Here is a 19,327-nt window from a genome sequence, read left to right on the forward strand (position 1 = left end):
CCCGCTTTGGCGGGGCTTGGTGTACTTGTCATCCATCTGGCTTAAAAGCCCTTAATGTTTTCCGCTTCCAGCTCAGAGAAGTATTTTACCGTTTTTACTTTTAGTTCTTGAGTCGCCGGCTCGTCGCAGACCATGATAGCTTTGGCGTGCAGTTGCAGCGCGGATACGGTCCACAAGTGGTTGACGCAGCCTTCAACGGCGGCCTGCAGTGCCAGCGCTTTATTATGACCGGTCACCAGAATCATCACCTCTTTGGCATCGAGCAGCGTGCCGACACCGATAGTCAACGCATACTTAGGTACCTGTGAGACATCCCCGTCAAAAAAGCGTGAATTGGCGATACGGGTATCGTGGGTCAGGGTCTTGATCCGGGTACGTGAAGAGAGCGATGAAGCCGGTTCGTTAAACGCGATGTGACCGTCATTACCCACGCCGCCCATAAACAGATCAATCTTGCCGTAAGATTTGATCTTCTCTTCGTAACGCTGACATTCCAGATCGTGGTCATCGCTATTACCGTTGAGCAGGTTGATGTTTTGTGGCTGGATATCCACATGATTGAAGAAGTTGTTGTACATGAATGAGTGATATGACTCAGGATGATCTTTTGGCAGACCCACATACTCATCCATATTGAAAGTCACCACATGTTTGAAGCTGACATCGCCGGCTTTATACAGCTCAATCAGTGCCTGGTAAGTCAGTAGTGGTGTGCCACCGGTTGGCAGGCCGAGAACAAAAGGACGCTCCGCTGTCGGCTGGAAATCATTAATGCGTTTCGCAATGTGTGCGGCAGCCCATTTACCGACCTGGGCAGCGTTGTTTAATGGAATCAGTCTCATGTTGTAACCCTTACTGCAAAAATTAGCTGTGATGAACTTGGTTAATTCACAGTATAAAAAAAGTATTGGTTTTTCGCTATCCTTTTAGGCGAAATTTGTCATTAATGTTTTCATGTTTACCTTTTTGCTCGTAAATAGCACGTTGTTGAACCTCTTCATCGGTTTTTTTGCATTAACTTTTGTTTTTAGTGTGTGAAATTTCACAAGTAAAAATAAGTTGGGTTAAATGTGCGTGTTGTGACTGTTTTGCCGGGTTGGATTGGCGAAGCACACAATCGTTATCCATACTTGATATGAACCAGAATAACGGAGCGGTAGCGATGAAAAATGAACTAGACCCGACCAAAATTTTGCACGCTTATGAAAAGGTTATGGCGAACGGGACCCCGACCGAATATGGCAAAATTTATGAGGGTATTGAAGCGTTCTCAGATTATGACGGCTATAACGTCTACCTGCGCGGGAACGGGGTAGAGCTGAAAGTCGGATTCCACAATACCTATCATCTTGAGTACGATCAGGAGCATTTGCGTGACTCTTTCCTCAAGAAAGTCGCGATGCTGGGAAAGTGATGCGAAGTCGTAAAGCGGAGCGGCATTTGTTCTGAGAAGCAAAAATGGGTTGTGCGCAGTAAAACAAAGCCCCGGGCACTTTGCGCTGCGGGGCTTTGGGAGAAAGATTCGGTACACGGTGATTATGGCCTGACGGTATGCTGCTTAACTGCGTTTAACAGCCGCAGGGATTAACGGTGGCGCAACGAGTCAATCAGATACTTGAGAATCGGTTCCGGCTCCACGCCTTTATCATCGTAGCGATGTTTTGGTTTCAGTAACCAGCCACGCTCAACCAGTTCATCAATCAGATCCAGATATTCATGGCTGCATTTACCCACCAGCAAGTTATCTATACTGCGTTTTTGTGACTGGGACAGGGTATGCAGAAATCCTTCCAGATACAGGTGGTCTTTGGTAAAGCCACCGCCGCGATACACCCGTGTCGTGGTGACAAATGCACTGTCACGATCCTGGCCCAGTTCATCGACCAAATAATCAAAGGTCTGATAGAAATTCTGCTCCTTGAGCATAGAATCCACTGCCAGCACGCGGGTAGCAAGTGTTTGCAGTCGATCATGTGACATGTAGCCCGCTTTGTACTCTGCTAAAATCGCCAGACCTTCCTGCGACTCCGTTGCTCCCGGCAGACCAATCGAAAAAATACGCAAAGGCTGGCTGCGCGCGTTGAATGTGGTCGCCATATGTACGCCCAATTCGTGCTGAATCAGACGCTGTACTTCAGCATGCGAGAAGGTCACTTTACTGTTGAGATACAGGGTCGGCGGTTTCTGACCGCTTACCATGGCACGCGCTGCGAGCGAGGCGGTCGGCGTGACATTGCATTTCATGCCCCACGCTTTTGCGGCCTGCAGCATGACTTCGGCGGCCTGCTCTGCGTTATACTGCGGGCCTTTTTCTTCCGGCAGCGTTTTGGCATAGAGCAGGAACTGGGCATTACTGATGGCATTGGCATCCGGCCGGCCATAGAAACGCAGCGAGTTATACAGAAAACTGTCCTGGCCGATACTGGTCAGCAGATCTATCTTTTCACTGAGTTTATTCACCACTGAACTGTACAGCTGTTTCAGATCCGGATCGGAAATGGTGTCGATCGGCAACTGATAGAGCTTGTGTTTAAACTCATTGGCGTGAATCGGTAACTGCTTGTAGCGAAAGTCCGGCTGGTAGCGGCTTGGCGCCGCATCAAAGCGTTTACGTTCACTGGTCATATTGGTCGGGTTGATGTACTTGAGTGTCTCAACTTTACGCGTCAGCTTGGACAGCGCTTTGTCGATAGCCAGTACCGCCGGTTCAATCGACGAGCTGAGCATTTTCGCTTTGGTGGTACGACGCCGGTTATGGCGACGCTGGAAATAGGCGCTGGTTTCGCTGAATGCCTGCTTGAGGCCGCTTTTCATTGCATCGAGTACTAAGGGATACACGGTGCCGCTGTCGGGATCAAGAAACACTTTTTTCACTTCGGTCGGCAAAACCAGAGTGCGGTCAAAATGGGCATTGGTATGCGCGATCAGATAGCCGCGCCCTTCAAACACCGCATCAACTGCGGCATCGCTTTCGATGTGCGGCAGTTGGATTTTGCCGAGCTCGCTGGTAAAGCGTTTGACCACATTACCCCAGCGCTGCATATCGATTTGTGCGCTGCCGATATTAAATACCGGCGCGGACGGCTCGGTCGACGTCGGCTGGTAGGTATAAAGGTCGAACACAATCACCATACCAAACATGGATTCCAGCTTGGCAATCAGCGCTTCATACAGGCGGTAAAACTGGGCGTGCTTTTCGTGACTGATGGCGCGCTGACGATCATTGAGTGGTCGCTTCCAGGCCGACTTATAGCGTGTGCTCAGCGTGCGGGCACGATTGAGGTCGTACTCAAAACGCGAGTCGAGACTCCAGAGCGTGATGGGCTGGGAGGCGATAAGTTGGTCGGAAAACGGTGCCTCTTCCAGACGACGCTGCGCAGCGGAAAGCTGGCACAGGGGCTGCAATTCGGCGCGAAGGCGGTTACCTGCATGAATGGCGGTGCACACCACCGGCAGATATTGTTCTATCTTGATAAAACAGCCAGCGGAGTCGAGCTCGCCGGAAAAAGGTTGCCCTCGCTGAATCAGCGAGAGCATCTCTTCCAAAGTGTAAACTTTAGAAACCGGGTTGGCCATGGGTGACCCTTAAAGAAGACGTCAACGTTAGTGAGAAAACGTCAGTGAGAAACAGGGGCTGCGGTAACGACAAAGCCCCGCTAAATTAGTCTTCTTCGGTCAGGCTTGGCTCATCATCGGTATAGTCGTCTGCCGCATCTGGCTTGTTACGACCGTTCAGCGTGTGGAAACGCTTACGACCGCGCGACAGACGGACATACTTCATCCATACCTTTTCAATTTTGCTTTCGGCCAGATCCGGATTATCCAGTACCTGAAGGAAACGCTGCTCTTCGGCGTTTTCTGGTTGTAATACGCCGGATTCCAGACCCAGCATGGTGTCACCATATTGGGTCAGAAGGGTTTCTTCACCCAGAGTGAAATCACCAGATTTCGCGAAGCCTCGTGGGAATTTCTTAGTATCGAAAAAATGTTTTTTTCCTAGACGAAATACTGTCTCAGACATGTCAACCTCGTGTGTCTATTGGCTACCATTACGTTGCCGTGGTTCACGGCGAAAGTTAGGCGTAAAATCCAGAAAAGAAAAACAAAAATTTTTTATCGTCATTATTGTACTTCCTTGTTAATCTTCACGAGGAATATCAGAGGATTCAATATGGACGTAAAAGTCTTTCGCACCTTTCTTGAATTGGCCAAAGTACGCCATTTTGGCCGGGCCGCAGAGAATCTTTATTTGACTCAGGCGGCGGTGAGTGCGCGAATTAAACAACTCGAAAATTATTTCGATACCCAACTGTTTACCCGTGACCGGAACAACATCAAACTGACCTCGGCAGGTGAACGATTGGTCAGCTACGCTGAAGTGATGGTTGCGACCTTGCAACAGGCAAAATTTGAGTTGTCGCTGGATAACGGGAAAGCGCTGCAACTGACGATTGGCGGTACGCCCAACATCTGGGATGCTTATCTGCAAAACTGCTTGAGCGTGATCACTGACGCTTTCAGCGGTTATGGCTTTATGGCTGAAGTGATGGGGCGTGAGCAACTGAGCCGTAATTTGCTGGAACGTACCCTGGATATGGGCTTTGCGTTTGACCAGATCAAAGCAGAAGAGCTACAGTGCAAGAAAGTTGCCGATTTGGTGCTGGTGATGGTTTCGACCCGTCCGGACACCGCAGACAGCGTGTTTAACAACAGGTACGTCTATGTCGACTGGGGCTCACGTTTTGCATCCGAACACGCTGACAGGCACCCCAAAGCGCCTGCACCGTTTCTGCGCACCTCAACGGCGCGCATTGCACTGGATTTTATTCTGGAAAAAGGTGGCAGTGCTTACATGCCCGCTTCAGTGGTGGAACCGTTCCTGAATTCAGGCCAATTGCATCGTGTCGCCGGGGTCGAAGACTGGCATCGTCCGATCTACCTGAGCTACCGTAAAAACAGTTCATCGGTTGACGCGATTACTCAGGTTGAAGGTTTGGTTAAAAACATTGATCCGCTGACCGCATTCAGCTTGCAGAAAGCGGGTGAAGTGAATTAAGCCCGATTGATGGGTAAAAAGAAAACGTGTAAATAGAAAAACGGGGCGAGTTAACAACTCGCCCCGTTTCTTATTATTCAGCTAGACAACAAGGATTAGAAATATAAAACCCCGTGCCAACGCGAAGTTTCACCATCAGCGTTATTTTTGGCTGATGCTTGAGTCTAGGCTCGCTTTACCGGCACCTGAAATCAGCAGTGATACACTTGCTGCCAGCAGAGCCAGACCAAATTCGTAGCCGTTGTTGGCAATAAACAGACCGTTACCAATGTGAACGCTCAGGATAGCGACAATCATCGCAAAGGCAGTGACAAACGCGGCAGGGCGGGTCAGCAGACCGATCAGCAGTAACAGACCACCAAAGAACTCACCGCTACCGGCCAGAAACGCCATCAGAACACCAGGTTCGATACCGATTGAAGCCATCCACTGACCTGTACCTTCCAGACCGTAACCACCAAACCAGCCAAACAGTTTTTGTGAGCCGTGGGCCATGTAAATGATACCGATTGGGATACGCAGTGCCAGTGGGGCAAAACCTGCATTAGTGCTCATCAGTTTTTTTAATAGTGCGTTCATTGTCGTGTTCCTTAACATTCGATAATGTGAAATAAGTGTGTACAGCGCTCAAGTCTGTCTGCGTGCCGATGGAGTAATTCTAGATGAGCCAGACAATTTTGATAGTGGCTTTAGATTGACATACTAGTTCAAAAAAATTGAATGACTTTCAGTGGCTAATAGATTGCGGGTGAGATCGGTTATTTTCCGTTTTGATCATTCAGTGCCGAAAATGGCTAGTTTTCCGTGTGGTGCGTCGTACACTGGACATATCGTATCAGGAAGCCGAATCATGACTCTCTACAGCCAAACTAAACTGACGCCTCAGCAATGCCAACGGGCGCGAATGAGCCGCGATGCGCGTTTTGACGGCCGTTTCTATATCGCGGTGAAATCGACCGGTATTTTCTGCCGGCCGATTTGTCCGGCAACATTGCCGAAAGAAGAGAATGTGGAATATTTTGCCCATCAGGCACAGGCTCTGCAGGCTGGTTACCGGCCCTGCTTGCGTTGTCGCCCGGATAGCGCGCCCGCATCATGGGCGTGGAAGGGAACCGAAACGACCTTCCAGCGTGCGGTCAGCCTGATTGATCATGGCGCGTTGCAGGGCAAATCGTTGGCAGATTTAGCGGAACGGCTCGGCATCAGTGAACGCTATTTGCGCCAGTTGTTTAAAACCTATTTGGGAATGTCACCGAAACAGTATGCCCAGTATCAGCAACTGATGTTTGCCAAGCAGTTGCTCCATCACAGCCATTTGTCGGTAACAGATATCGGGTTTGCCTGTGGCTTTAACAGCACCCGGCGCTTTAATGATGCGTTTCAGAAGTGTCTGCGCCTGACGCCGAGTCAGGAGCGGCGTGAACCGGGCAGCGCCAGTGCCACCAATACGGTGTCACTGGCTTACCGTGGTCCGTTTGACTGGCAGCATATGCTGGCGTTTTATCAGCTACGGGCGATAGACGGCATCGAACAAGTGCAGGCTGATCGTTATCAGCGCCATGTCATGCTCAATGGCAGCCGCGCCTGGTTCGCCGCGCGTTGTGCATCCGATACCCATATGGAGATTGAATTTGAACTCGAATCGCTGCGGGATTTGCGTTATTTGGTCAGTATCTGGCGGCGGGTGTTTGATCTCAATGCGGATATGGTGGCGATTGAAGCCCAGCTTGCTAAGGCAGCCCCTGAGTTAGTGATTCACCCTGGACTGCGGATACCCGGCGTGTGGAGTCCCTGGGAAGCCGGTGTGCGTGCCGTTCTGGGGCAGCAGGTATCTATTAAAGCGGCGATCGGTCAACTCAACCTGCTAGTGAGAACGCTCAATCACCGTCAGCCGCGTCCGTGGTATTTTCCAGACCCACAGCAAGTGGCCAGTGCAGATTTAAGTTTCCTGCGTATGCCGCAAAGTCGCAAAGAGACGCTTTCCCGTTTAGCTGGCTTTGTGCAGCAAAATCCGCACGCAGCCGTCGATGAATGGCTGGCCCTGAAAGGCATTGGTCCCTGGACGGTGGATTATGCGCGATTACGTGGCCAGTCCGACACTAACTGCTTTCTGAGCGGGGACCTGATTGTCAAAAAAGCGCTGGCATTGCACCCCGGATTGACCGCGGAGCGGGTTGCCCCCTGGGGCAGCTACGCCACTTTCCAATGCTGGAACCAGTGATTGTTTCATTTTATCTGATGGCAGGAGCCGTAACATGCATCAATATACCCATTATCAAAGTCCGCTTGGGACGATGACATTGCAAGCCTCTAAGCAGGGACTGCTCGGTGCCTGGTTTAGTACCCAGACCACTCAGCCGGATGAGCTGGGCGAGTGTAATCCGGCATTTCCTCTTCTGGTGGAAACCATGCGTCAGCTCGATCAATACTTTGCCGGCCAGCGCCGTGAGTTTGATTTACCGCTGGCGGCGACCGGAACGCCGTTCCAGCGCGCGGTCTGGCAGGCACTGGGCACCATTCCTTTTGGCGAGACCCGGAGTTATCAGCAACTGGCTGATGCGATCGATAACCCGAAAGCCGTACGGGCGGTCGGGCTGGCCAATGGCAAAAATCCGATTTCGATTATTGTACCCTGTCATCGTGTGATCGGTAAAAACGGCAAACTGACCGGTTATGCCGGGGGAGTGGAGCGCAAAGCGTATCTGCTCGAGTTAGAGGGCATTGATCACCCAGCTGCAAGCTGGCAATGTTCAGGCAAACAGCGCCTGATTAAGCCATAAATGCACGAGTATGCTCATTACATAGCCCAGCGCAATAACCGGCGACCATTTTAAGTGGCTGATAAAGGTGTATTTGCCGTGCGAAGCGCCCATTAAGGCCACTCCGGCCGCGGAACCGATAGACAGCAGGCTGCCGCCCACACCGGCCGTGAGCGTTACCAGCAGCCAGTTTCCGATCGACATGGTCGGTTCCATCGTCAGGACGGCAAACATGACCGGAATGTTATCGACAATCGAGGAAAGTACCCCGACACTGATATTGGCCCACATCGGATCCCACTGGCTGTACATCAGCTCCGAGATCAGCCCCAGATAACCGAGCAGGCTCAGGCCGCCAACACACATCACCACACCATAGAAAAACAGCAGGGTGTCCCATTCGGCATGGGAGATACGCCGGAATACATCGAACGGCACCACTGAGCCCAGCCTCCGCAACGCAGCTTCATCGCCGTTGGCAATGGCCCGTTTGGCTTTTTTAGCCAATGAACCGGCCAGCGTTTGACGCAGGAAGTAACCAAAAAATTGCAGATAGGCCAGGCCCATCATCATGCCCATCACCGGCGGGAAGTGGAACAGGGCATGAAAACTGACAGCGGTGATGATGGTCAGAATAAATAACCCGACAATGCGACGTGCGCCGCGTTTCAGCTCGACATGCTCATGAATAACATCTGGCATGCCGGTTGGCAGAAACCAGGACATCACCAGCGCCGGCAGCAGATAGTTGATGACCGAAGGCAGAAACAGATCCATAAACTGCATAAACGCCACGTGACCGGCCTGCCATACCATCAGGGTCGTGATGTCACCAAACGGGCTGAATGCGCCACCGGCATTGGCCGCGACCACGATGTTGATACAGGCGAGGTTGATAAACTGAGTGTTTTGTCCGCCCACTTTCATCACCACAGCGCACATCAGCAGGGCGGTGGTCAGGTTATCGGCGATCGGTGAAATGAAGAAGGCGAGCCAACCGGTGAGCCAGAACAGGGCGCGAAAGTTAAATCCTTTGCTGGTCATCCAGGCTTGCAGCGCATCAAACAGGCGTCGCTCTTCCATTGCGCTGATGTAGGTCATAGCGACCAGCAGGAACAGCAGCAGCTCGGCATATTCGAGCAGGTTGTATTCCAGTGCTTTTTGGGCGATTTCTGTCGCGCCATGCTGTTGGTATACATAGCCAATCATGGCCCAGATAATTCCTGCGGCCAGCAGCACTGGTTTGGATTTGCGCAGCTGCAGGTACTCTTCCAGCATCACCAGAATATACGCGACGGTAAACAGCGCCAGAGCGGTATAACCAATCCCGGATTGAGTGAGGGCGAGGGAAGCGCCGGGTTCGGTGGAGGCAAGGCTTTGCGCAGAGAACAGGAGTGTCAACAGAATCAATACCGGCCTGAAAAGGGACATGGCAGCTCTCCGACTGATAGAAAGTAACCAAATTTTAGAAGCAAATTTTCAGCGTGAGTGTGAGATAGCTCTATCTGTCTGATGTAAAGCAATAAAAAACCCCGCGCATGCGGGGTTTGAGAGATCAACGTGCGTTGAGCGATCAGGCACCTTTAAGGTGAACCTGCTCCTCTTTGACGCCAGCTTGTGGGTCGTTGAAACGGGCTTCATCCAGCGCGTTTTCTGATTTCGCCACAATACAGGTCACACAACTGTCGCCGGTAATGTTAACGGCGGTACGAATCATATCCAGCAGACGGTCAACACCCATGATCAGGGCGATACCTTCCAGCGGCAGGCCAACCTGGTTCAGAACCATGGCCAGCATGACCAGACCCACACCCGGAACACCGGCTGTACCGATAGAAGCCAGCGTCGCAGTCAGAATGACGGTCAGGTAGTCACCCATCGACAGGTCAATGTTGAATGCCTGAGCAATGAATGCGGTCGCCACACCCTGCATGATTGCGGTGCCGTCCATGTTGACGGTTGCACCCAGCGGGATAGTGAACGAGGCCACTTTGTTATCGACACCAAAACGGTTTTTCGCTGTCTCCATCGTCACCGGAATGGTGGCATTAGATGATGCGGTTGAGAACGCGAACATGATCGCATCTTCCATTTTACGGAAGAAAGTGATCGGGCTCAGGCCAGAGAAGCTCTTCAGCATCACGCCGTAAGTCACGAAACCGTGGATAAGCAGTGTCGCCGTCAGAACCACGAAGTACTCCGCCAGGTTCATGATCGCGCCCAGGCCTAAACCTGTGAACAGTTTTGCCATCAGGAAGAACACACCGTAAGGCGCGATGTTCATCAGCAGAGCAACCAGCTTCATGATGACCGCATTCAGGTCTTCAAACAGAGCCGCGATGCGCTCACCCGGCTTACCGGCAGCACTGATAGCGATACCGAACAGAACCGCGAACACGATGACCTGCAGAGTTTTACCTTCTGCCATCGCATTGATAGGGTTTGTCGGGAACATATCGATGATCACCTGACCCAGTGACGGCGCATCGGCAGATTTAAAGCTGCTTGCTGCGGTCAGGTCTGCACCGGAACCAGGCTGGAAAATGGCACCCATAGTCAGAGCCAGCGTGATTGCCACGGCAGTGGTGGTGATATAAAACGCCAGTGTTTTGCCGCCCATGCGGCCCAGCGTTGACAGATCTTTTAGTGAACTTGTTCCGCACACCAGTGACACAAACACCAGTGGCACGACAAGCATTTTCAGGCTGGCAATAAAGATCTTGCCGCCAACGTCAAATAGTCCGTTAACAATATATGCGTCGACAAATCCGTTGTCAGCAAATAGGGCGCGAATCGCAAACCCGGTCAAGATACCCGCGACCATACCCAGAATGACTCTGGCAGTCAGCGACATAGGTTTCTTGGTATTCATTAAGAACACTCCTTATAGTTATCCACTTCGACATCATTTCAAAGCGAGCGGGAGAGTAGCAGCCAGAAGTGAAAATAAAAAAGCAATTTCACAATAATGCCCCCTTTGCGTGATCTGTATCACCTTTGGTGCAGTGTTTTTTACTGGGATATAACAAATAAGCAGTTAAAAAATGCAATTAATCCCCTTCTGTTAACATATAAGTTTAGTAATGCAACAATTTTCACTGCGGGAAAGTGGAGTTTTTTGTCGCCGTTGATTTATTATTAGCTGATTTATCAGTGGATTGGAGTGCTGATAAAAGCAGCAATCTGCGATTGAAATCGATTGGCATCACTGATTTCGGCTATTTAGCGTATAAAAAGACCTCATCTATTGATGAGGTCGATGTATTTGAGGTGCTTAATCAGGTCGGTTGGCGGGGAGAAGTCGAGCCGCAAGGGAGTAGGCTATACTGTAATACTATCGAGGCTTTCGCTGACCTGATCGGCGTACTGGATAATAGTATTGATATTCGGGCATTGTATATTTCGGTGATGCAGCTGACCACATAGCCGATGGCTTTCGTCACACAGACATTCCATGGTCTGCAACAGGTCCTCAATACGGCTGGTATCGTTGACGGCACTGACCACCAACTCCGAGTACTGGCTGCGCAACACCGCCTGCTGTTGGCAAAGTTGTTGGTATTGCGGGCTGTTGATATCCATTATCGCCAATAAATCATCCAGTTGCATCAGCGATAAGTAGAGCTGTTGGGTCAGTGATACCTGTTCCATGGTTTCCTCCTCTGGTTCCCGGCGCGGCTCCCGGATAGGGAGCCGCCTTATATAAGTGTTAACCAGATTTCTGCAGGATGAAAAAATATTTATGTGATCCTCTGGCGCGAAGTTGATACCGCTAAATAGCTATTCCCATATTATCCCCTTCCTACTTGAAGCGGCAGTAGTGTTGGCTGCACTCTAAGTTGTATCGTGACCGGCAGAGGATGGTTTCTCTGTTTACCAATTACAGCAAATCGAGATTGAGATTCGCGGCCGTCTGTTCGCCCATTGCAATCAGTCGATCCAGAATATGTTCGCCATCGGCGCGTAACCCATTGTGTTCATACTGGTTAGTGATCCAGGCGCGCGAATTTGCGATTTGGCGTAACGTTTCCCGGCTGAGATCCATGTCGACAAACATATCATCCGCATAGACCGCGCAACTGACCGGAACCCGGTTATGCGCCAGTACCTCCTCTTTATATAGAGGGCCCCAGTCAGTTTTTTCTGCCAGCAGATTAGCGGCTTTACGCAGTGGCTTAAGATTGACGTACTGCTCAAACATCCACGGAAACACCATTTCTCCGGTGAAAAGAAAAGGCTTGCCCGGCTGATAGTGAAATTCAGCAAAAGCATCGCGCATACGATGGGCGGACCAGCTTGATGCAAAGCCCTGGCAGTAAATCGCTTCATGCAGGATGGCGTAGATAGGATTGGTGTGAAACCCTTGCTCCATCATCATCTGTTGTAGAAACTCGTAGCGCAGGGTGGGTTTACCATCAACCTCAATTAATGCATTTTCCAGACTGAAGTAAGTGGGCATAAACGCGTCACTCATCCCGAAACGAATACCGAGTTGCTGGAATTGCTCGACGGTAAAACGCTGACCATTTGGCAACAGTACTTCGTGATCGTGCAGGTGATCGGCGATGCGTTGACATAACTTCTGCGCCTCGGGAAACTGGGTGAAGAAGGCGGCGTTCTTTTCTTTGGTACGCTGAAAAGTAGCGCGGTAAACGCAGTCGGAATGGCGTGACAACGAAGGTACTCCACCGGTGATATAGCTGCGTAGCAGACTGTCCGGAAACAGCGACAGATACGTTAGGGAGCAGAAGCCGCCAAAGCTTTGGCCTAATATTGCCCAGCGCTCAATCTTCCATTGCTGACGAATGAATTCGGCATCACGCACGATATTGTCGGCGCGGAAGTGACTTAGGTAGTCAGCTTGCTGGCGTGGTTTGAGGCCAGTCAGGGTTTGATGATTGACCATACTGCTCAGCCCGGTACCGCGTTGGTCGAGCAGCAAGACGCGAAACTGCTGCAGAGCACGTTTCATCCAGCCGCTGCTGGCACTGGCGCGAGGCGAAGGAAAGCCTGGCCCGCCCTGAAAGTAAACCAGCCAGGGTTTATTCTCATCACTGCCATTGGCGGCGGTCACCGCACGGGCGAAGATTTGGATTTGAGCCGCTTTCGGTTGCTGGTAGTCCAGAGGGACAGAAAAGGTGTGAGGCGTATAGCGCACGCCAGCTTCCACGAAGCTTTGGGTCGGATGCATCATGACGAACCGGGATCCTTGTTGGTCATCGGAATAGAAGACCTAGTATAGCTGAGCACGGTTTTAAGATGCCAATGGCGGATAAAGAAGGCTGAACGGGCGCAAAAAAATGATGCTCTGAGCACAGGCTGCAGAGCATCATGGGGATGTTTGGCGCTACGTTGCTTTCAGTCTAACTTTCTACCGGACCAAAGCGGGTCGCTGCAAAACGGTTCAGAATACGGTGTACAGCGTAGGCAACCGTCAGGGTGATCACGATCGCCCCAAAAATACTGCTGACCCGGTACAGGGCACTGAAGACCAAATCGCCATCCGGAGCCAGGTACTGCCCGAACAGAATGCCTAACGTGGTCATACCGCCGAAACCGGCACCGGATCCACTCGACTCTTTACAGTGCATATAACCAAAAATCATCAGGCCAATCCACAGCAGCGGGATCACGAACAGCAGGGTATCTGACCAGTCATACAGTAAGATTTGGCTTATCAGACCAAAGGTCACACCCATGATGGTACCCATTGCTCGTTTACGTGCGTAACCCATAGCGCCGTTCCAGTGCATCGGAAACAGCATCAGAACCGTGGTGGCCTGGGCAGACAGTGAGTCCTGCAGATCGGCAATCTGAAACACCACAAATGAGAGTGTTGCCATTACCGAGCCCATCAGTGCTTCATGGCGCAGACGGTGCGACTTTTTCGGTTCGGCTGGGCGTGGGGGTGGCTGACGCGGTTCTAGATCCGGAATTAAAAAGGTCACCAGATAGGCAATCAGTACTGACAGGAAACAGGCTACGATGTTATCCGTGATCAGAACATTTAGATCGGTCGTCGGGTAACTGGCAAAATGCAGCATGATACTCAGGTTAATCACACTGTTGGCACCAAACAGGAACAGCGGCCCCTTGGACATGCAGGCAAATTTACTCAGGAACAGGAAGAACGCAATGATGGTCATCATGCCCGGGTGACCGCCAAAGAGGCCGCCCAGGATACCGACCTCCAGGCCACACACCACGGCAGAAGCCATCACCTGCCGTGCGGCATGGGCACTGATGACTGGAATCATACCGAGCAGCAGCATTGGGGTAACGGTAAAAAACACCCCGTTATCCCAGCCCATGACTTTATTAAAAGTAAACCCGAGCGTGGCGCCGGTCGCGATACGCAGACACTGGCGCAAATCATTTCCTGATAATGGATGATCCCAAAGTCTCATACCATCTCCCGATTAATAGATGTAGTGCAGGGTGCTGAGAAAGTGGATCTGCGCTTTCGCCAGTAAGTTCAGAACCGGAGATTCTGGCAGCAACTGTACCGTCGCACGTGCACCAGCGGGCAGTTTCTGCAGCTCTTCATCGTGCATGATCAGGTGTAGGCGCATACGCTGCGCATCACGTACCCAGCGGTTTGATGTGGTCGGGGTTGCCAGACGGCCGTCGGCATCAAACTGGCCTGAGCTTACACCAGCGTCAATCGTACCAACTTCAGCAGTGAAAACCTGACCCGGTTTACTGTCGAACGCCACCATTGCCTGGCTGTTGTGACCGAAATGACGCAGGCTCTTTTCGCGAAAGTCCGCAATCACATCCACTTGGTTATCCACCAGTGCCAGCAGCGGGTTACCGGCCGCCGCGTAGGTACCGGTATCCAGTTGCAGGTTGGTTACGATGCCATCATTGTCTGCGATTATTTTGGTATAAGACAGATTGAGCTCTGCCTGGGCCAGTTGGTTTTGCGCGACGCGGATATTGACGTTTTTGTCATCGTCAATGTCACCACGGCTGACTTCCAGTTCTTTCAGACGCGCACGACTTGCCGCCAGGTTGGCTTTAGCCGCGGTCGCGGCACTCAGAGCGTCATCACGTAATTGACGCGATGTCCCGTTACGCAATAACAGCGTGTTTAAACGACGGTATTCACGTTCGCGTTGTTCAAGCACGATTTTAGCGGCATCCACATCGGCTTTGGCGGCGATAATAGAAGCATCCAGCTGATCGTTATCCTGCATGACGCGTTCCAGGTTGAGCTGAGCCTGGTCAACGGCCAGTTGATACTGCTGCGGATCGATCTCGAACAAGATGTCACCTTTATGCACCACTTGGTTGTTTTCCACGTGAATCGCCGTAATTTGACCGCTGATACGCGGAGCCACTTTAGTCACCACTCGGGTCGCTAAGGCTTGTGGCGTCAACGGCATGGTGAGGTCGGCAATAAGAAAATACGCGAAGACGAAAACAAATCCAATGCAGGAGTATTTGATCCAGCGAGCGAATTTTTGATCGGGTGTCATAGAATTAAATGTCTCTTAAATTGAAGGTTGGTCTGACAGAGTGCTAAGGGCTTCGAGAGCGTTTTCAGAGATCTGTTCCAGGATCTGGCTCAACTTCATCAGCTCATCGTCATTGATTTCGCTCAGCAGCTGGCGGCGGACCTGAAGAATGCGCGTCTCCATTTGCTGAATCAATAAACGGCCTTCATCGGTGAGCGAGATGATGCGTGCCCGTTTGTCGCTTATGCAGTGATGTCTGGTTATCAGTGATTGCTCTTCGAGCTGTTTCAAAGTACGCATTAATGAAGCAAGTTCAATCTCGAGGGAATCCGCCAATTGTTTCTGGCTGATGTTGTCCCCCAGACGCTGTAGCTTCCATAAAGCGGTCCAGCGCGGGTGAGTTAACCCCAAAGGAGACAGTTCGCGATCCGCCACCATCTTCCACAGGCGGGAGACGCGGGCGAGCTTTTCGGCCAGGGTCAATTCATACAGATTGTTGATGTCTTGGATCATAATGGGCCTTAAATACTTAGCAGGCTAAGTAATATAATTTAGTTAGCCTGCTAAGTAAATATTTTGTGAGTAAAATCACAATAAAAAGTAAGACCAATTGGCATGCAGAATAAGTGGTTTGGGCTGAAATCTGGCCGGGGTGATGAATAAGCATTGCTGAAGGGAAATAAAAAAAGCCACGCAGTGCGTGGCTTAATCATCATCGATCAGGTCAATATAAGCTTAGTTATGCAGGGAACTTGTGCTTATAAGCGGTTCTTTGGCGCCGCAGCGGTTAAAGGTCTGCGCCATAGATATCGAAGTTAAAGTACTTGGCCGCAATCTTGTCGTAAGTGCCGTTGGCGCGAATCTCCGCGATCGCTTTGTTAAACTTCTCTGCCAGCGCTTGGTCCTGTTTTCTCAGCGCCAGGGCGGTACCGAAGCCAATGTAGGCCGGATCAGTCACTGCTTCGCCTTTGAACTCAAATCTCTGACCTTCTGGTTTGTCCAGGAACGCCAGGCCAAGTTGATCGGCGTTTGCCATAGTCACATCCAGACGCCCGTTTTGCAGGTCGATGTAAACTTCATCCTGGCCGCCGTAACGTTTGATCTCTGCCACATCGGCAAATTTGTCCGTGACGTAACGGTCAACGGTGGTACCACGTTGTACACCGATCACCTTACCTTTCAGACCTTCTTTATCAATGGTGAAGGTCGCGTCTTTGCTGGCGGCAAAGCGGGCCGGAGTCTGGTAATACTTGTTGGTAAACAGGACTTTCTTCTTGCGCTCTTCGGTAATACGCATCGACGCCATAATCACGTCAACCTTACGTGCCAGCAGGCTAGGGATCAGGGAATCCCAGCCTTGTGATACCCAGGTACACTCCAGTTGAGCTTGTTTACACAGCGCATCTGCGATTTCGATATCAAAACCGACCGGCTGACCTTCACTGTTTTTGTAGTTAAACGGCGGGTAGGTGAAGTCGGACGCCAGGCGAACTTCTTTAGCAAAGGTCGCAGAGCAGAACAGGGTGGCAATACAAGCCAGGCCAACAGCAAATTTTTTCATGAGTAAATTCCTTTTCTGTACATCTATGATTGTGACGAATATTCGTTCAGTGCGGCAACAACTTCTTGCATGCTGTGCTGACTACCTACAGTGATACGCACACAGTCTCTCAGCGCTGGGTCATGACTTTGATTACGGGTCACGATACCTTGCTTGAGCAGATACGCAAACAGAGTTTCTCCGGCGCGAGTGCGCAGCAGGACAAAGTTGGTCGCGGACGGGTAAATTTTTTCAATAAAATCGTACTGACCCAGTTGGCTGATAAACCAATCGCGGGTTTCAATCAGTTGATTGGTTACGGTACGCATTTTATGCAGGCCTTGCTCGGACAGGGCGTCCAGTACGATAGTGGCACTTGAATCCGGCATTGGATACGGTGGAATCAGTTTGGCAACGTATTCCATGACGCTCTCATCGGCGATGATAAAACCGCAGCGTACCGCCGCCAGGCCAAATGCTTTTGACAGCGTACGGATCACAACCAGGTTCGGGTAACGCGCAATCAGTGCTGCCACGCTCTGGTCAATTTCGAACTCAATATAGGCTTCATCAACCACTACCAGGGCGTCTTGCTGCGTGCCTTCCAGAATCTCGATGATCGCTGGTTGCGACAGCGGATTACCGGTCGGGTTGTTTGGTGAGCACAGGAAAACCAGGTTGGCCTGCTTAGCCGCAGCGATAACACCCTGGGTATCCAACTCAAATGCATCGCCAACCAGCGGTACATGCAAGGTTTCAATCGCCAGTGCATCGGCACAGAATTCATACATGGCATAAGTCGGCGAGCAGACGACGATTTTGTCTTTGCCTGGCTGACAGAAAGTACGGATCAGCAGATCAATCGCTTCATCGGCACCACGCACGGCAACCACAGGTGAAGTGACCTGGCAGTAATCCTGATAAGCCCTGGCAATGTCGTGCGGCAGGAAATCCGGGTAACGGTTGAAATTCTGTGACGATTCACCGTATTGCACTGCGTGCTCCAGTTCGTTGGCATTCAGCCAGACCCGACCCGCGCCACCAATCCGGCGAGCAGACTGGTAAGGTATTAATTTTTTTATGGCCTCTGGTGCCAGTGTAGATGCGATGGATGACATGAATGCCCTCTGGCTGCTATTATTTTGTCGCATTAAATGATTTTTTATGCTGTTAATTGCATTTAAAGTGATTTTATTTGCAAATTAATCAACAGATGATTCATTCAAACAAAAAGTATTTGTAAAAGGAATCGAAATAAATACATACTAGCCATGATAAAAAATCATGGCTAAAGGCGAACTATGCATCTTCCTTCTACCAAAACCCTGCAGGCCTTTCTGGCCACGGCTGAGTACCTGAATTTTACCCGAGCTGCGGACGCCCTGAATCTGACCCAGGGGGCGATCAGCCGGCAGATCCAGTCGTTGGAAGAGTTGCTGGGAGTAAAACTGTTTTATCGTCATGCGCGCGGGTTGAGCCTCACTCAGCAGGGGTTGAAATTTGTCCCGCACGCTGAAGATATTTTGCGCCGCTTGCGTATGGCGATTGATGATGTCTCCAGCACGCCGTCGAGTATTAAACTCAATGCGCCGAGTTGTGTGACTTCGTGGTTACTGCCGCGGCTGATGGCGTTTCAGGAAGCGCATCCTGAAATTGATGTGGCATTGACCTCAACCATTAAGCATCATCCTGAGCCTGACTTTGATCGGTATGATGCGGTAATCCTGTATGGCAAAGCGACTAAGATGCCAAATTTGGTCAGCCAGTTACTGTTTGAAGAGCGGCTGACGCCAATTTGCCGGCCGGAACTGCTTGCCGAAGGGCAGGAGACCTTGTCGTTAGAACAGCTGACCAAAATGACCTGGCTGCATGCTAACAGTGAGCAAAGCGACTGGAAGTTGTGGCTGGCCCATCATGGTCAGCGCGGCTTATCAAGCCGCAGTAACCAGCATTTTTCTACCTTGGACCAGGCGATGAATGCCGCGCAGCAAGGCTTTGGCATTGCCGTGGGGGATGTAACACTGGCCGCGCAGGATTTGGCGATGCACCGCTTGGTCTCACCTTTTAGTGATGCGGTGCCGTCCGGCTACAACTACTCGATTCTGTTTCCCAAGCAGAGTGATAATCCCATGCTCGATCTGCTCCAGAACTGGCTGGTGGACGGTTATCAGGCGACGTTAAGTTAAACGTGCTGTACGGCGCAGAGGTCGTTTATACCACCGTATCCATGAGTCTCCTTATCAATAAGCACCCGTGTATTCACCCGCGGCGTTATCGTTTTTCTCTATCAGAGTAATAGCCAAAAGCAGCCTGCCTGACCGCTTGAAGAGGGTTATAGTGGCGGGGTCCATTGATAACAGCAGCAGAGGTCATAACTGCCGCTGTTCCAGTCCGCAAAGTGCTGACAGCGAAACACTGATAGCCGTTTGCTCTTTGCCGGACACATGGTTCGCACTGCCCTATGCCCGTGGTTGTTGCTCGGAAGTGACTATTTCTCCTTGGATGAATATCG

18 protein-coding genes are annotated in these 19,327 nt (G+C 51.0%); 5 read left to right on the forward strand and 13 right to left on the reverse strand.

What is annotated here, in order from left to right; translation table 11 throughout:
• Positions 1-41: 41 nt before the first annotated feature.
• Complete coding sequence (nagB, locus tag J0X00_RS02365) at positions 42-842, reverse strand: glucosamine-6-phosphate deaminase (RefSeq protein ID WP_218561672.1); 801 nt, start codon at positions 840-842, stop codon at positions 42-44.
• A 320-nt stretch (positions 843-1,162) separates the two neighbouring features.
• Between nagB and J0X00_RS02370 the strand changes: the two genes are divergently transcribed.
• Entirely contained in the window at positions 1,163-1,414 is a 252-nt protein-coding gene (locus J0X00_RS02370; protein WP_136487019.1) for a DUF3081 domain-containing protein, read from the forward strand.
• Positions 1,415-1,584: 170 nt separating this feature from the next.
• Here the strand turns inward: J0X00_RS02370 and J0X00_RS02375 are convergent, their stop codons facing one another.
• Both J0X00_RS02375 and maoP read right to left on the reverse strand, forming a co-directional pair.
• Positions 1,585-3,576 (reverse strand): flavohemoglobin expression-modulating QEGLA motif protein, encoded by a 1,992-nt coding sequence (locus J0X00_RS02375; protein ID WP_282476914.1) that lies wholly within the window; start codon positions 3,574-3,576, stop codon positions 1,585-1,587.
• 85 nt (positions 3,577-3,661) lie between these two features.
• Positions 3,662-4,021, reverse strand: coding sequence for a DUF413 domain-containing protein (gene maoP / locus J0X00_RS02380; protein ID WP_136487024.1), 360 nt, complete (start codon positions 4,019-4,021; stop codon positions 3,662-3,664).
• A gap of 150 nt (positions 4,022-4,171) precedes the next feature.
• On the opposite strand from maoP, the gene J0X00_RS02385 reads away from it, so the two are divergent.
• Positions 4,172-5,056 carry a LysR family transcriptional regulator gene (locus tag J0X00_RS02385; RefSeq protein WP_168797045.1) on the forward strand — a complete coding sequence of 295 codons (885 nt, stop codon included), beginning with the start codon at positions 4,172-4,174 and terminating at the stop codon, positions 5,054-5,056.
• 141 nt (positions 5,057-5,197) lie between these two features.
• Here the strand turns inward: J0X00_RS02385 and J0X00_RS02390 are convergent, their stop codons facing one another.
• Positions 5,198-5,635: a DoxX family protein gene (locus tag J0X00_RS02390; RefSeq protein ID WP_136487028.1), complete on the reverse strand. Its 438-nt coding sequence runs from the start codon at positions 5,633-5,635 to the stop codon at positions 5,198-5,200.
• 271 nt (positions 5,636-5,906) lie between these two features.
• Here J0X00_RS02390 and J0X00_RS02395 point away from each other — a divergent pair, with 271 nt between their 5' ends.
• Together J0X00_RS02395 and J0X00_RS02400 are read left to right on the forward strand one after the other, a co-directional pair.
• Positions 5,907-7,277 (forward strand): AlkA N-terminal domain-containing protein, encoded by a 1,371-nt coding sequence (locus J0X00_RS02395; RefSeq protein ID WP_282476915.1) that lies wholly within the window; start codon positions 5,907-5,909, stop codon positions 7,275-7,277.
• Between the two features lie 34 nt (positions 7,278-7,311).
• Positions 7,312-7,836: a methylated-DNA--[protein]-cysteine S-methyltransferase gene (locus J0X00_RS02400; RefSeq protein WP_282476916.1), complete on the forward strand. Its 525-nt coding sequence runs from the start codon at positions 7,312-7,314 to the stop codon at positions 7,834-7,836.
• Here the strand turns inward: J0X00_RS02400 and nhaD are convergent.
• The 9 genes from nhaD to hisC all read right to left on the reverse strand — a co-directional run bounded on the left by nhaD (position 7,807) and on the right by hisC (position 17,933).
• Complete coding sequence (nhaD, locus tag J0X00_RS02405) at positions 7,807-9,246, reverse strand: sodium:proton antiporter NhaD (RefSeq protein WP_282476917.1); 1,440 nt, start codon at positions 9,244-9,246, stop codon at positions 7,807-7,809. The two genes, J0X00_RS02400 and nhaD, sit on opposite strands and share 30 nt — an antisense overlap.
• Before the next feature lie 142 nt (positions 9,247-9,388).
• Entirely contained in the window at positions 9,389-10,687 is a 1,299-nt protein-coding gene (locus J0X00_RS02410) for a dicarboxylate/amino acid:cation symporter (RefSeq protein ID WP_136487035.1), read from the reverse strand.
• Positions 10,688-11,136: 449 nt separating this feature from the next.
• Positions 11,137-11,466 carry a hypothetical protein gene (locus J0X00_RS02415; RefSeq protein ID WP_218561679.1) on the reverse strand — a complete coding sequence of 110 codons (330 nt, stop codon included), beginning with the start codon at positions 11,464-11,466 and terminating at the stop codon, positions 11,137-11,139.
• 229 nt (positions 11,467-11,695) lie between these two features.
• Positions 11,696-13,009, reverse strand: coding sequence for an alpha/beta fold hydrolase (locus J0X00_RS02420; RefSeq protein WP_282476918.1), 1,314 nt, complete (start codon positions 13,007-13,009; stop codon positions 11,696-11,698).
• Between the two features lie 169 nt (positions 13,010-13,178).
• Positions 13,179-14,222 carry a DUF2955 domain-containing protein gene (locus tag J0X00_RS02425; RefSeq protein WP_282476919.1) on the reverse strand — a complete coding sequence of 348 codons (1,044 nt, stop codon included), beginning with the start codon at positions 14,220-14,222 and terminating at the stop codon, positions 13,179-13,181.
• Positions 14,223-14,234: 12 nt separating this feature from the next.
• Positions 14,235-15,296, reverse strand: a complete 1,062-nt coding sequence (locus tag J0X00_RS02430) for an HlyD family secretion protein (RefSeq protein ID WP_136487043.1) — start codon at positions 15,294-15,296, stop codon at positions 14,235-14,237.
• A 15-nt stretch (positions 15,297-15,311) separates the two neighbouring features.
• A complete protein-coding gene (gene slyA / locus J0X00_RS02435; protein ID WP_136487044.1) occupies positions 15,312-15,788 on the reverse strand; it encodes a transcriptional regulator SlyA in 477 nt (158 codons plus the stop codon).
• A gap of 274 nt (positions 15,789-16,062) precedes the next feature.
• Entirely contained in the window at positions 16,063-16,836 is a 774-nt protein-coding gene (locus J0X00_RS02440; protein WP_282476920.1) for an ABC transporter substrate-binding protein, read from the reverse strand.
• 23 nt (positions 16,837-16,859) lie between these two features.
• Positions 16,860-17,933, reverse strand: a complete 1,074-nt coding sequence (hisC, locus tag J0X00_RS02445) for a histidinol-phosphate transaminase (RefSeq protein ID WP_282476921.1) — start codon at positions 17,931-17,933, stop codon at positions 16,860-16,862.
• Between the two features lie 183 nt (positions 17,934-18,116).
• On the opposite strand from hisC, the gene J0X00_RS02450 reads away from it, so the two are divergent.
• Complete coding sequence (locus J0X00_RS02450) at positions 18,117-19,001, forward strand: LysR substrate-binding domain-containing protein (RefSeq protein WP_282476922.1); 885 nt, start codon at positions 18,117-18,119, stop codon at positions 18,999-19,001.
• The last annotated feature ends 326 nt before the right edge of the window (positions 19,002-19,327 follow it).

This window comes from Vibrio sp. ABG19 (genome assembly GCF_029962385.1).
GTDB lineage: Bacteria > Pseudomonadota > Gammaproteobacteria > Enterobacterales > Vibrionaceae > Vibrio > Vibrio ostreae.

Coding starts and splice junctions, on each gene's coding strand:
- nagB (WP_218561672.1), bottom strand. CDS start 842: ATGAGACTGATTCCATTAAACAACGCTGCCCAGGTCGGTAAATGGGCT.
- J0X00_RS02370 (WP_136487019.1), top strand. CDS start 1,163: ATGAAAAATGAACTAGACCCGACCAAAATTTTGCACGCTTATGAAAAG.
- J0X00_RS02375 (WP_282476914.1), bottom strand. CDS start 3,576: ATGGCCAACCCGGTTTCTAAAGTTTACACTTTGGAAGAGATGCTCTCG.
- maoP (WP_136487024.1), bottom strand. CDS start 4,021: ATGTCTGAGACAGTATTTCGTCTAGGAAAAAAACATTTTTTCGATACT.
- J0X00_RS02385 (WP_168797045.1), top strand. CDS start 4,172: ATGGACGTAAAAGTCTTTCGCACCTTTCTTGAATTGGCCAAAGTACGC.
- J0X00_RS02390 (WP_136487028.1), bottom strand. CDS start 5,635: ATGAACGCACTATTAAAAAAACTGATGAGCACTAATGCAGGTTTTGCC.
- J0X00_RS02395 (WP_282476915.1), top strand. CDS start 5,907: ATGACTCTCTACAGCCAAACTAAACTGACGCCTCAGCAATGCCAACGG.
- J0X00_RS02400 (WP_282476916.1), top strand. CDS start 7,312: ATGCATCAATATACCCATTATCAAAGTCCGCTTGGGACGATGACATTG.
- nhaD (WP_282476917.1), bottom strand. CDS start 9,246: ATGTCCCTTTTCAGGCCGGTATTGATTCTGTTGACACTCCTGTTCTCT.
- J0X00_RS02410 (WP_136487035.1), bottom strand. CDS start 10,687: ATGAATACCAAGAAACCTATGTCGCTGACTGCCAGAGTCATTCTGGGT.
- J0X00_RS02415 (WP_218561679.1), bottom strand. CDS start 11,466: ATGGAACAGGTATCACTGACCCAACAGCTCTACTTATCGCTGATGCAA.
- J0X00_RS02420 (WP_282476918.1), bottom strand. CDS start 13,009: ATGATGCATCCGACCCAAAGCTTCGTGGAAGCTGGCGTGCGCTATACG.
- J0X00_RS02425 (WP_282476919.1), bottom strand. CDS start 14,222: ATGAGACTTTGGGATCATCCATTATCAGGAAATGATTTGCGCCAGTGT.
- J0X00_RS02430 (WP_136487043.1), bottom strand. CDS start 15,296: ATGACACCCGATCAAAAATTCGCTCGCTGGATCAAATACTCCTGCATT.
- slyA (WP_136487044.1), bottom strand. CDS start 15,788: ATGATCCAAGACATCAACAATCTGTATGAATTGACCCTGGCCGAAAAG.
- J0X00_RS02440 (WP_282476920.1), bottom strand. CDS start 16,836: ATGAAAAAATTTGCTGTTGGCCTGGCTTGTATTGCCACCCTGTTCTGC.
- hisC (WP_282476921.1), bottom strand. CDS start 17,933: ATGTCATCCATCGCATCTACACTGGCACCAGAGGCCATAAAAAAATTA.
- J0X00_RS02450 (WP_282476922.1), top strand. CDS start 18,117: ATGCATCTTCCTTCTACCAAAACCCTGCAGGCCTTTCTGGCCACGGCT.